Here is a 13,736-nt window from a genome sequence, read left to right as displayed (position 1 = left end):
CCTTTCTAAATTAGTACTTAGTCGCGCCCAGTGCGGCAGCTTGGTTAATCACATGGAAGATCACGTTCTGCTCAACAGAACCTTGGAACAGATACGCACCCGGACCGGCGGCATAAATCGCCACATCTTCAGCCGCGTGGGTTTCACTGCTGAGTGGCACTTGCGCCTGCTGCAGGAAATTCACTTCGGTGGTATCGATGGCACTAAGATCTTCGCGGGCGCCGGTTTTGGCGCCGGGGCCGTTGGTGTAACCCAGCGTGGTGTATGGCAGTCCATCAGCAGCGAGGGTCGGATTGGTGTCGATCTGTTCATCGTCAGGCGCGTGGACTAACCCTAGAATCGGGTTACCACGTGCTGGATAACCGGCGATAGTAAAGGTGTGGCTGTGGTCGGCGGTAACAATGATCAGCGTGTTGCTCATATCCACCTTGTCCATCGCTGCTTGCACCGCATCAGAGAGCGCCACGGTATCTTGCAGGGCGCGTGCGGCGTTACCGGCGTGGTGGGCGTGGTCGATACGGCCCGCTTCGACCATCAGGAAATAACCTTTATCGTTTTTGGCTAACAGGTCGATGGCTTTGTTGGTCATCTCGGCCAGTGATGGCTCGCCACCCACGTCATCAGCGCGGTCAGCTTCGTACTGCATATGCGAGCTTTCAAACAGACCGAGCAAGTGATCAACACTGGCGGTATCTACCGCATCAAACTCGGCTTTGTTCCACACATACGCGGCGTTGCTGTAGTTGGTCGTCCATGCGGAGGTGAGATCTTTGCCGTCGGCGCGGCGACCATTGCGGCCTTCACCATCCACGACGGTATTTGGTAAGAAGTAACCACGGCCACCGCCAAGTGCTACTTCCAGACCATCGCCAGGGGCTTCCATTACCATTTGATACGCAATGTCATGGCAACCGTTGGCAAGTGCTTCGGCGGGCATGTCGCTGTCAGCTTCCCAGTTACGCTCAGGTGTGTGCGCATAAGTGGCGGCTGGCGTGGCGTGAGTTAACCGAGCGGTAGAGATAATGCCGGTCGATTTACCGGCTTCCTCGGCGTATTCCAGCGCGGTTTTCAGCTCGTGGCCTTGGCTGGATAAACAGTTACCGCGAATCGCATCGGCTGATACTGACAACATGCCATCTTCGGTTTTCACGCCGGTGACCATGGCGGTCATGGTTGGCGCTGAGTCAGGCGTTTGCTGGTTAACTGAGTAAGTTTTGGATAAGGCGCTATAAGGGAAATTTTCAAAGCTTAAACGGTTTTCTTCACCGGTGTTGCCAGCGGCTTGCCCTTGAAAAATGCGCGCTGCGGTCAGGGTGGAAACCCCCATGCCATCACCAACGAACAAGATCACGTTTTTGGCAGTACCGCTATTACGGGCGGTGGCGACCTTGGCGGCTACCGCCTCTGCGCCAGCGGTATACCAGCTACTTTGGCTTTGTGATTCAGGTAACACTGCGGCATTGGCGCTATGGCAGACAAACGCTGCGGCAATAGCCGTTGCTATCGCGGCCTGTACGTGGGGTAGGGTTTTCATTGCTTTCCTCGCGTTATTATTCCTGTAGGGTGGAGCCGATGGCAGCTGCTTCGGCCTGGGCAAGATTGTGCGCAAGGGAAATGACAGAAATGTTTCTTAAAGGTTAATTTTTATGTGCGGCAAGATGGTGGTTTTTCGCAGCGGGCTTAAAACTCCAGTGCACGCACCATTTGAATACGACTATGGCAGGGTGTAACAACAAGTTTACATGGTACAAAGGGGTGAACATAATGTGAACAATGTTGCGCAACCGTGCATGTTGATTGAACTTTTTCTGAGATACGACCAAAGGCGTAGTTGGCATGTGCCAAGACTGTCCATGAATCATTCCAGTCTGCCGCAGTGGCTGGCGCAGTTATTTATCGATACTTGATTGACTAATATATGCCTGATGGCGCATTTAATGGGTGAAAAACAAAAAAATAACGACCCCCCATTAAATTTATCTTAGGTACCTTGCTATGAAGGCTGAACAATCGATAAAGGCTGACCATTCAGTGAAGCGTGATAAAACAATAACAAAAACAGTAGGGCATTCGGTTGTTGAAGACGTAACCGGTTTGTTTGTCGGCTGCTGCTTCGTATCGCTAGGCGTGTTCTTTCTGCGTCAAGCGGGTTTGCTCACCGGCGGCACTGCGGGAGCGGCGTTGCTGTTGACGCATTTGAGTCATTTGAGCTTTGGTACGCTGTTTGTGCTGCTCAATCTACCGTTCTTTTGGTTGGCGTGGGCTCGCATGGGCAAAGATTTCACCGTCAAAACTTTTATCTGTATTGTGGCCGTGGGCGCGATGACCGATGCACTCGGCTTAGTGCTGCATTTTGACTATATCAATGTCATCTACGCTGCGGTGATGGGCGCGTTGTTACTTGGCAGTGGTTTGCTGATCCTGTTCCGCCACAAAGCTAGCCTCGGCGGTTTCAATATCTTTGCGTTGTACATGCAAGACCGTTTCAACATCCGTGCCGGCAATATTCAGATGTTGCTCGACTCGGCCATTGTGGTGGCGTCGTTCTTCATTATCTCACCGTGGTTATTGGCATTGTCGGTACTTGGGGCAGTGATCACCAATATTGTGCTGACCTTCTACCATAAGCCAGGGCGTTACACTGCCTAAGCTGTCGAGCGGTGGTTAACGCCGTTCATGCCAAAAAGTTATGCAGGCCATTCATGGGAATGGCCTTTTTTATTCCCTAATGGCATCTATCCGGCCGATTTTAGAAGAACATCGCCTAACTTAGGTCTAAGTTTGATATTGATCACAATTTTTTAGCGGAGGATACTTTGTATTGTTAGCTTAAAAGGTATTTTTTCAATCAGCATATTTATTAATTGCCACATAAATTACTAAATATTCTGATTCAGACAGTGGAGTATGTTGTATGAGTCAGAGCGTTGCACACTTTATTGCAGAAACCCTGGCGCAAGCTGGTGTTAAACGGATGTGGGGAGTCACTGGTGACTCGCTCAACGGCATCAGTGATAGCCTACGTAAACTCGGCACCATCGAATGGATGGGCACTCGTCATGAAGAAGCCGCAGTATTTGCCGCTGGTGCAGATGCGCAAATCTCAGGAGGTTTGTCGGTATGTGCTGGTTCCTGCGGTCCAGGTAACATGCACTTAATCAATGGCTTATTTGATTGTCACCGCAACCGCGTGCCAGTGCTTGCCATTGCTGCCCACATTCCCTCTGCCGAAATCGGCACTAACTATTTCCAAGAAACCCATCCGCAAGAGCTATTCAAAGAATGCAGCGTGTTCTGTGAGCTGCTGTCTAACCCTGAGCAGATGCCCTACATGCTCGAAACCGCGATGCGCCAAGCGATTTTACACCGTGATGTGGCGGTGATTGTGCTGCCGGGCGATGTGGCCCTAAAAGCGATGCCAGAAGGCGTAAAACCTAAATGGAGCCTGCCCGCCCCTGCAATTTACACACCTGCGGCGGCGGATATTGAAACCTTAGCGCACGAGCTTAATAGCAGTAGCAAGGTGACCATTCTGTGTGGTGCTGGCTGTGCTAACGCCCATGATCAAGTGGTCGCGCTAGCGGCTAAACTGCAAGCGCCGATTGTGCATGCACTGCGCGGTAAGGAGTACGTTGAGTACGATAACCCGTACGATGTGGGTATGACGGGGTTGATTGGTTTTGCCTCTGGTTATCATGCGATGGGCCAAGCCGATACCGTACTGCTACTCGGCACCAGCTTTCCGTATCGCGCGTTCTATCCTGAAAAAGCCAAGATCTTACAGGTCGATAATAATCCTGCGGCGTTGGGCCGCCATGTGCAGATTGATTACGGCGTGCTGGGTGATATCTGCGCCACTTTGGATGAACTGGTGCCGCAGATCAACGATGGTCGCTCGCGTGCTCACCTCGATCAATGTTTGAAGAACTATCATGAAGCGCGCAAAGATCTTGATGATCTGGCCAATGGCAAAACCAGCCATAACTTGATTCACCCACAATACTTGGCGCGGCTTATCAGTGAAAAAGCGGCCGATGATGCGGTGTTTACCTGCGATGTGGGCACCCCCACCGTGTGGGCAGCGCGTTATCTGCAAATGAACGGTAAACGCCGTTTGATTGGCTCGTTTAACCACGGCTCGATGGCTAATGCGTTATCACAAGCGATGGGCGCACAGGCAGTTGATCGTAACCGCCAAGTGGTAGCCATGTGTGGCGATGGTGGTTTTTCTATGCTGATGGGGGATTTGCTGTCGCTCCGGCAGTTAGATCTGCCGTTGAAAATCGTGGTGTTTAACAACCGCTCACTTGGTTTTGTGGCGATGGAGATGAAGGCTTCTGGCTATCTCTCTAGCGATACTGATTTGGATAACCCAAGCTTTGCCGAGATTGCTAAAGCCTGTGGTTTACATGGCATTCATGTCAGCAAACCAGAACGGTTGGAAGGCGCGATTTGCGAAGCGTTTGACCATCCCGGCCCGGTAGTGATTGAAGTGGATACCGCTAAACAAGAGTTGGCGATGCCGCCGCAAATCAAGTTTGAACACGCCAAAGGCTTTAGCTTGTACATGATGAAAGCCATTATCAATGGCCGTGGCGATGAGCTGGTGGAACTGAGTAAAACGAATTGGTTTAGATAGGGGGAGATGCGAGTTGCGAGTTGCGAGAAGCGAGACAGGTAGCTAGAAACCCGTAGCTCGTAGCTCGAGCGGTAAGCTGTAAGCGATAAGTTGTAAGTTCAAAGCAACGGCTAAAAGCATAAGTAAAAGAGCAAGCCTAGGCTTGCTCTTTTTTGGTCAACCGATGTCGGAGACGGGCTTATTTGCTGTCGCGACGACGTGGTTTACGCTCACCACCTTCGCTGCGGCGTTCACGGCGTTGGCCATCACGACCTTCGCTGCTACGGCCTTCACTGCGACCTTCGCTACGACGTGGTGCACCACCGTCACGGCGTGGACGACGAGCTTGGGCCGCTTCCACTTCGCTACCCGCTTCACGGATATTGATTGGACGACCACACACGCGCACGTTACGCAGATGGCTCAATACTTCTTTTGGCATGCCGGTAGGCAGGTCAACAGTACTGATTTGATCCAGCAGTTGGATCTGACCGATGTAACGGCTGTCGATGTCGGCTTCGTTAGCGATAGCGCCAACAATGTTACCTACACCCACACCGTGGTCACGACCTACTTCAATCACATAGCGGGCCATCTTGATGTCTGGATTGTCTTTCAGCTGTTCAGCGCTACCCAGCTCACCCGTTGAACGTGGACGACGTGGTTTGCGATCGCTATTACGGTCGCCACCGCGATCATCACGACGACTGCTGTCACGGCCTTCACGGCTATCACGGCTATCACGTACGCGTTCTTGAATTGCTGGTGGTTGCAGTGGACGTTCTTGCTGTACCAAGTACAACAGTGCCGCAGCCAGCGTTTCGGTTTCAATTTCCAGCTGTGAACTCAGGGTACCGATAGCACTCTGCATAAAGTCCAACTGTTCATTGTTGATCACAGTGCCGATCTGCTCGCCCAAGCGTGACAGACGACGTTCTGCAACCACTTCTGGACCAGGGATCTTCATCGGTGAAATACGGCTGTTAGTGGCGCGCTCGATGGTGCGCAGCATGCGCATTTCGCGGTTGGTCACAAACAGGATCGCCATACCGTTACGGCCAGCACGACCCGTACGACCGATACGGTGCACGTAGGCTTCGGTATCGTATGGAATATCGTAGTTGATAACGTGGCCGATACGTTCAACGTCCAAACCACGGGCGGCAACGTCAGTCGCAATCAGAATATCCAGCTTGCCAGATTTCAGTTGTTCAACCGCACGCTCACGCGCTTGTTGGTTCATATCACCGTGCAATGGAGAACTTGCATAACCACGGGCTTCCAGCTTCTCAGCCAGTTCCACACATGAGTTACGAGTACGCACGAAGATGATGATACCTTCAGTGTTTTCCACTTCCAGTACACGTACCAGTGCTTCCAGTTTGTTGTGCTGCGACACTTGCACAAAACGTTGTTCGATAGAATCAACGGTAGCGTGGCTAGCAGCAATACTAATGTTCACTGGTTCGTTCAAATGTTTGTTAGCCACACGCTTGATCTGCTCAGGCATGGTGGCGGAGAACAGCGCCAGTTGGCGTGTTGCTGGAGTGTGCTCAAGAATCCATTCAATGTCATCGATGAAGCCCATTTTGAGCATTTCATCGGCTTCGTCGAGCACTAAAGCTTGCAGATTTTCTAGTTTAAGAGTGCCGCGACGCATATGGTCCATCACGCGGCCTGGGGTGCCTACAACAACCTGAGCACCACGACGCAGAGCTTGCAACTGTTGATGCATGCTTTGACCACCATAAATAGGCAGTACGTGGAACCCTTTGATGAATTTTGCATAGCTGGAAAAGGCTTCGGCAACTTGTACAGCAAGTTCGCGTGTTGGTGCCAGTACCAGAATCTGCGGGGCGTTGAGGTCACGTTTGATTGCGTTCAATAACGGCAACGCAAATGCACCGGTTTTACCGGTACCAGTTTGAGCTTGACCAAGGATATCCTTGCCATCCATCAGCGGTTTGATACTCGCTGCTTGGATAGGGGTTGGGTGCTCGTAGCCTAGCTCGTTAAGCGCGACCAAAAGCTCCTCGGACAAACCGAGTTCACGGAAAGTAAGTTCAGATGACATTGAATTTTGTAGCCTTGTGGATGTGTCATAATTGACACAGGAATGGTTTCACACAGACGGAAAATCCGACCCCGCGCCGACTTTTCCGTTAAAAGGGGGCGGATTATAGCGCTGTGACCAACAAATATCCACAAAATTGTAGTGCAAACCGTTAAATTTACCAGTTTGCACTACAGATAACTGTCATTTTTGCTGTACTAGCTTAAACAATTAACTAATTGTTTAAGCGTAAAAAATCAGTCCAGCATTGGCTTCAAAAATCGCGCTGTATGCGATGTTGGGTGTTGAGCCACTTGAGCCGGCGTTCCTGCCGTTAAAATGGTGCCACCACCTGCGCCGCCTTCTGGGCCTAAATCGACAATCCAATCTGCCGTCTTAATGACGTCAAGATTGTGCTCAATCACCACGATGGTATTGCCTTGGCCTTTGAGACGGTGCAGTACGTCCAGCAGCAATTGAATATCGGCAAAGTGCAGACCGGTCGTTGGCTCATCAAGGATATACAGCGTTTTACCGGTATCGCGTTTCGACAGCTCTTTGGCTAGTTTGACCCGCTGCGCTTCACCACCCGAAAGGGTTGTGGCGCTTTGGCCGAGTTGAATATAAGACAAGCCCACTTCCATCAGCGTTTGCAGCTTACGGGCAATGGCCGGTACCGCATCAAAGAACCCACGGGCTTCTTCAACGGTCATCTGCAGCACTTCGTGAATGCTCTTGCCTTTGTATTTCACTTCCAGCGTTTCGCGGTTATAGCGTTTGCCTTTACACACATCACATGGCACATACACATCCGGCAGGAAGTGCATCTCCACTTTGATCAAACCATCGCCCTGACACGCTTCGCAGCGGCCGCCTTTAACGTTAAACGAGAAACGCCCCGGCTGATAACCGCGCGTACGCGACTCTTGCGTGGCGGAGAACAGCTCACGGATCGGCGTGAAAATGCCGGTATAGGTGGCTGGATTAGAACGTGGCGTTCGGCCAATCGGGCTCTGGTCAATATCGACTACTTTGTCGCACTGCTCCATGCCTTCAATGCGTTCATACGGCGCCGGTTCGTTGACCGTCGCGCCGTTAAGCATCTTATGGGCGATGCGGAAAAAGGTATCGTTAATCAGTGTCGATTTACCTGAGCCAGACACACCGGTAATGCAGGTGAGCAGGCCGATAGGAATTTCCAAATCGACGTTTTTCAGGTTATTGCCGGTGGCGCCGAACAGTTTGATCATCTTGTCGGGATCGCACGGTGTTGGCAGCGAGCCGACCTGAATTTTCTTTTTGCCTGACAGATATTGGCCGGTGATCGAATCATCGCAAGCGATAATCTTGGCCAAATCGCCCGCACACAATACTTCACCACCGTGCACACCCGCGCCGGGGCCGATGTCGATGATATGGTCGGCCATGCGAATTGCGTCTTCATCGTGTTCCACCACAATCACGGTGTTGCCGAGATCGCGCAGGTGGGTCAGGGTGCTCAGCAGGCGTTCGTTATCGCGTTGGTGCAAACCGATTGACGGCTCATCCAGCACGTACATCACGCCCACCAGACCGGCGCCAATTTGGCTGGCAAGACGGATACGCTGTGCTTCACCGCCGGACAGGGTATCGGCCGAGCGCGACAAACTGAGGTAGTTCAAGCCGACGTTGACCAAGAAACCTAAACGATCGCCGATCTCTTTCAGCACTTTTTCGGCAATCTGGGCGCGCTGTCCTTCAAATTGCAGTGTGGTGAAATAGTCACAAGCTTCGGCAATTGACCAATCACTGACGGTAGGCAAGTTGATGTTGCCGATAAACACGTTACGTGCTTCTTCGCGCAGACGTGAACCACCGCAGCTGGCACATGGGCGAGTGCTAATAAATTTGGCTAGCTCATCGCGTACTGTGCTGGATTCGGTTTCGCGGTAGCGACGATCCATGTTGTTGAGGATGCCCTCAAACGGATGATTACGCACCACTACATCGCCGCGATCGTTGATGTATTTAAAGGCGATGTTTTCACTGCCGGAGCCATAAAGCACCGTTTGTTGGATCTTATTTGGCAGCTCAGCAAAGGGCGCTTCCACGCTGAATTTGAAGTGCTCACCGAGCGATTTCAACATCTGGAAATAATAGAAATTACGCCGATCCCAACCACGAATAGCGCCACCCGCTAGTGACAGCTCATCGTTAGTAATCACCCGTGCTGGATCGAAGAATTGCTGCACCCCTAAACCGTCACAGGTTGGGCACGCGCCAGCAGGGTTGTTAAAGGAGAATAAGCGTGGTTCCAGCTCGGCCATCGAGTAACCACATTGCGAGCAGGCAAAGTTAGCCGAGAACAACAGCTCAGGCGCCTTTTCGTCGTCCATGCTCACTACGGTGGCGATACCGCCAGACAGCTCTAGTGCCGTTTCAAACGATTCCGCCAAACGTTGTTGCAGGTCATCGCGCACTTTAAAGCGGTCAACCACCACCTCAATGGTGTGTTTGATCTGTAACTCCAGCGCCGGTGGATCGGACAGATCGCACACCTCGCCGTCGATACGGGCGCGAATATAACCCTGTGCCGACAGACTTTGCAGCAGCTTAACGTGTTCACCTTTACGTGCTTGTACCACTGGCGCCAGCAGCATTAAACGCTCGCCTTCTGGACGGGTCAGCACTTGGTCAACCATCTGGCTCACGGTTTGCGCCGCTAAGGTTTCACCGTGAGTAGGACAGCGCGGCTCGCCCACACGGGCATATAGCAAGCGCAGGTAGTCATACACTTCGGTAATGGTGCCTACGGTGGAACGCGGGTTATGCGAGGTAGATTTCTGCTCGATCGAAATGGCTGGGCTGAGGCCTTCAATATGATCGACGTCAGGCTTTTCCATCATGCTGAGGAACTGGCGCGCATAGGCTGACAGTGACTCAACGTAGCGACGTTGCCCTTCGGCATAAAGTGTATCAAAGGCTAACGACGACTTACCCGAGCCGGATAACCCCGTGATAACAATCAGTTTATCCCGAGGAATGGTCAGATTGATATTTTTTAGATTATGGGTGCGGGCACCGCGGATCTCGATGTTTTCCATGTTGAAAAGACTGTTACTGCTAGCTGGAGGAAAACGAGCAGTATTGCATAAATTCAGCGCAGCTGATAGCGGCAACTGTAACGAAAATAGGCAAGCTGGTAACAGAACAACGCAGTGCCGTGGCGCAATTTTTTAGCAGTTAAGCTGGCTACGCAGATAGGCAACCACGCGTTCGGCGCGGCTGGAAAGGGGCCATTCACAGCGATGGATCAGCCATAAGGTATCGACCACCGCCACATCGGTTTTAACCACAGAAATCGCCTCTTGCTTGGCAAAACTGCTGCGGGCGAAGTGTTGCAACACGGTAAAACCTAAACCGCGCGCTACCGGTTCCAGCAGTAGGCTGACTTGGTTGCTAAAACCGCTGATCGGCAAGCTGCTGATGCCGGGATTTCCGGGAAAGACCCGGCTTAGCAGGCGTGTTGCCATGGCGCGTCCATCGGGATGATCGATAAAGCCTAAATTAACTAAGTCTTGCCAACTGTTGATGTTCTTGCCCGCTGGCACAATTAGCTCGAGCGGTTCCTTGGTAAAGCAGCTGGCGCTGATGCGTGAATCGTCGGGTTTGACGCTGGTGATGCCCAACTCAAACTTGTTGCTAAGCACCGCATCGAGCACTTCGGTATCAGGGGCAAAACGATGGCGTAATACTAAGCCTGCATGCTGTTGCTGCATGTCTAGCAATAGCGGGTACAGCCGTAAACCGATACTGCCGGTCGATACCAACCCCACATCGCCACGGGTGGACTCGCAGGCGGTTAAACGGATCTGCAACCGATTTTCGGCATGTTGTAACTCCTGTTGATATTGCAGCAACGCCATGCCCGCTGGTGTCATGGTCATTTCGCGGCCTCGGCGCACCAGCAGTTGGCCGTACTGCTGTTCGAGCTGACGCATCTGCTGGCTTACTGCCGCTTGAGTAATGCCCAACTGCTCGGCGGTGCGAGTAAAATTTTTCATCTCACTGAGCACCGCAAAGGTGTGCAGCCATTGGGGATTAATCATAAGTAGAATTTATCGAAACAATAATTTATCGGCAGTTCATATTATAGTTGCAGCAGCATACACTGTGGCAAATCCTTTTCTCCTATCGCTGTGGTGCAGGGCAATGCGCAGCGAGGGGAACTGGCTATCTCTGTTCTGTTGTCAAAACGAGGAAGCTTTATGTCTGCTATTTTTCAGCCGTACACGCTCAAAGGCGTGACTTTGCGTAACCGTATCGCTGTGCCACCTATGTGCCAGTACAGCGCAATTAACGGTTACACCACGGATTGGCACCAAACTCATTATGGTTCTATTGCCCGCGGTGGGGCGGGATTGGTGATTGTGGAGGCTACCGCCGTATCGCCAGAAGGTCGTATCACGCCAGGATGTACTGGCCTGTGGGAAGATGGTCAAGTGCAAGGCATGGCGGCGGTGGCGCAAGCCATCAAAGCGGCGGGAGCAGTGCCGGGGATCCAAATCGGCCATGCTGGCCGCAAAGCCAGCGCTAACCGTCCATGGGACGGCGATGATCATATCCCATCAGATCAGCCAGACGGTTGGGATACCATTGCGCCATCGGCTATCGCCTTCGGTAGCAATTTGCCGAAAGTACCGCAAGCAATGACCATTGCTGACATTCAACGCGTGAAAGCCGATTTTGTTAGCGCCGCTAAACGTGCGCTGGATGCGGGCTTTGAATGGCTCGAACTGCATTTTGCCCACGGTTATCTGGCGCAGAGCTTTTTCTCTCGCGAAGCTAACCAACGTACTGATGAATATGGTGGCGATGCGGCTGGCCGTGGTCGCTTTTTGCTGGAAACGCTGCGCGCCGTGCGTGAAGTTTGGCCAGAAAATCTGCCGCTGACCGCCCGTTTTGGGGTGATTGAGTTTGATGGCCGCGATGAACAAACACTGGCGGAGTCGATTGAGTTAGTGCGCCAGTTTAAAGCGTCCGGGCTGGATATGCTCAACGTGAGCATGGGCTTCTCTACTCAAAAAGCGGATGTGCCATGGGGCGCTGGTTTTCTGGTGCCGTATGCCGCACAAGTGGCTCAGCAAGCAGCGATTCCAGTGGCCACCGGTTGGTGCATTGATGATCCAAAACTGGCTAACCAAGCCATTAGCGATGGCAGCCTTGAGTTGGTGATGATTGGCCGTGCGCACTTGGCAAATCCGCACTATCCGTTACAGATCGCACAGGCGCTGGGTGAAGAGCAACCCACCGCGGTATTGCCTGAGCAATATGCGTACTGGTTAGCACGTTATCACGGCGCCGCAACCTCTACGGCGCAGTAATTTCCCGCTAATTGCGTTTGATAAAAGCACTCTAGCCAGAGTGCTTTTTTAATGGGGAAATAGCCACACGTCAGCACCATGCAATGGTGAACGTTGTGCCGGTGAGTGAGCGTGTACCGCATAAATCATCACTTAACGTGAGCACTGGCCTGCTCGATTAACAGAATTTAATTCAGCTATCTAACTGATAAATTAAGTTTTAATTAATTTTTATTGTCGCGACCTCGCAACTGACAGATTTTGCTTTTGGGCGGAGATTAGCCTCGTGTTAACATTTGCTTTATTAAGTTTTTAATTATTAAAAGGCATTAGCAAATGGCCAAAAACGGGCTTTCCGGGACCGAGAAACGGGTCGCGTTTTCGCTCGCGAGTGTGTTTGGATTGCGGATGATGGGGCTGTTTATGATCATGCCTGTGTTCGCACTCTATGGTCAGCACCTGCAGGGTTTTACTCCATTTTGGGTTGGTATTGCGATTGGCGCATATGGGCTAACTCAAGCGATTCTACAAATTCCGATGGGCATGCTCTCCGACAAAATCGGCCGTAAGCCGGTGATTTTGGGCGGCTTGCTGCTGTTTGCCTTTGGTAGTGTGGTGGCGTGTATGTCGGACACCATTTACGGTGTGGTAGCTGGCCGTGCATTGCAAGGCATGGGTGCCATCGCCGCCGCGGTGTTGGCCTTGGCCGCTGACCTGACCCGCGACGAGCAACGCACCAAAGTGATGGCGATTATCGGCATGTGCATTGGCGGCTCGTTTGCGTTGTCTTTGCTGGCGGGGCCGGTAATTACCCAATATTTGGGCTTGTCGGGGCTGTTCGGCTTAACCGCCGGTTTGGCGCTGATCGGCATGCTGATCATGTATCTGTTTGTGCCCAATCCTGTGGCGTCGGCACCGAGTGGTGATACTACGGCTGACGCTGGCAAACTGCTGAAAATGCTGCGCGACCCACAGTTGTTCCGCTTAGATGCGGGCATCTTTTTACTGCACTTAACTCTAACGGCGGTGTTTGTGGCGTTGCCGCTCGATTTGGTCGATGCGGGCTTAGCTAAAGAGCAACACTGGATGTTGTACTTCCCGGCATTTGTGCTGTCGTTTCTGATGATGGTGCCAATGATTATCATCGGCGTTAAACGCAACAACACTAAACAGATGTTCCAAATCGCCTTGGTGATTATGCTGCTGGCGCTGACCATTATGGCGCTATTTACCCAGTCGCTGATTGCGCTGTGCATCGCCATTGTGGCGTTCTTCACCGCCTTCAACTATCTGGAAGCATCACTGCCAAGTTTGATCTCTAAATTCTGCCCGATTGGCGCCAAAGGCTCGGCCATGGGCGTGTACTCGACCAGCCAATTTTTAGGGGCGTTTTGTGGTGGTGTTTTAGGCGGCGGCGCTTATCAGTTGGTTGGCGCACAGGGCGTTTTTTGCGTTGGCATCGTACTGATGTTGCTCTGGCTGTCACTTACCTTCGGTATGAAAAATCCTAAACTGCTAAAGAGTTATACGCTGCAGGCTAAGGTTTCTGGCCGCGATGAAGCGCAAACCATGGCGGCACAATTATCCCAGCTAAACGGCGTGGCAGAGGCCATTGTGGTGCTGGAAGAGAAGGTCGCTTATCTCAAGGTTGATGACGAATTTGATTTAAGACAAGCGCGAGCTGTGTTAGGCTCTGCCAGTTAAAACGATTCAGCACAGCTAA

The 13,736-nt window shown here is 52.0% G+C and carries 8 protein-coding genes; 4 read left to right on the top strand and 4 right to left on the bottom strand.

The features are described 5' to 3' along the window. Nucleotides 1-10: 10 nt before the first annotated feature. Entirely contained in the window at nt 11-1,534 is a 1,524-nt protein-coding gene (locus L9G74_RS05865) for an alkaline phosphatase family protein (RefSeq protein WP_238895370.1), read from the bottom strand. Between the two features lie 461 nt (nt 1,535-1,995). Here L9G74_RS05865 and L9G74_RS05860 point away from each other — a divergent pair, with 461 nt between their 5' ends. Further along, nucleotides 1,996-2,649 carry a DUF6198 family protein gene (locus L9G74_RS05860; RefSeq protein ID WP_238895369.1) on the top strand — a complete coding sequence of 218 codons (654 nt, stop codon included), beginning with the start codon at nt 1,996-1,998 and terminating at the stop codon, nt 2,647-2,649. Nucleotides 2,650-2,914: 265 nt separating this feature from the next. Beyond that, complete coding sequence (gene poxB, locus L9G74_RS05855; protein ID WP_238895368.1) at nt 2,915-4,639, top strand: ubiquinone-dependent pyruvate dehydrogenase; 1,725 nt, start codon at nt 2,915-2,917, stop codon at nt 4,637-4,639. Between the two features lie 178 nt (nt 4,640-4,817). Here the strand turns inward: poxB and L9G74_RS05850 are convergent, their stop codons facing one another. The 3 genes from L9G74_RS05850 to L9G74_RS05840 all read right to left on the bottom strand — a co-directional run bounded on the left by L9G74_RS05850 (nt 4,818) and on the right by L9G74_RS05840 (nt 10,759). After that, nucleotides 4,818-6,692, bottom strand: a complete 1,875-nt coding sequence (locus L9G74_RS05850; protein ID WP_238895367.1) for a DEAD/DEAH box helicase — start codon at nt 6,690-6,692, stop codon at nt 4,818-4,820. 236 nt (nt 6,693-6,928) lie between these two features. Next, on the bottom strand, nt 6,929-9,754 hold the full coding sequence (uvrA, locus tag L9G74_RS05845) for an excinuclease ABC subunit UvrA (protein WP_238895366.1): 2,826 nt from the start codon (nt 9,752-9,754) through the stop codon (nt 6,929-6,931). A gap of 132 nt (nt 9,755-9,886) precedes the next feature. Continuing rightward, on the bottom strand, nt 9,887-10,759 hold the full coding sequence (locus tag L9G74_RS05840; RefSeq protein WP_238895365.1) for a LysR family transcriptional regulator: 873 nt from the start codon (nt 10,757-10,759) through the stop codon (nt 9,887-9,889). 159 nt (nt 10,760-10,918) lie between these two features. Between L9G74_RS05840 and L9G74_RS05835 the strand changes: the two genes are divergently transcribed. Then, nucleotides 10,919-12,034: an NADH:flavin oxidoreductase/NADH oxidase gene (locus L9G74_RS05835; protein ID WP_238895364.1), complete on the top strand. Its 1,116-nt coding sequence runs from the start codon at nt 10,919-10,921 to the stop codon at nt 12,032-12,034. Between the two features lie 315 nt (nt 12,035-12,349). Beyond that, nucleotides 12,350-13,717 (top strand): MFS transporter, encoded by a 1,368-nt coding sequence (locus tag L9G74_RS05830; protein WP_238895363.1) that lies wholly within the window; start codon nt 12,350-12,352, stop codon nt 13,715-13,717. Nucleotides 13,718-13,736: the final 19 nt, after the last annotated feature.

Origin of the sequence: Shewanella electrica, assembly GCF_022321485.1 — a bacterium.
In the GTDB taxonomy this organism is placed as follows: Bacteria; Pseudomonadota; Gammaproteobacteria; order Enterobacterales; family Shewanellaceae; genus Shewanella; species Shewanella electrica.
Note: the sequence above shows the minus strand (reverse complement) of the source record. Positions and strands in the feature narration are given on the sequence as shown.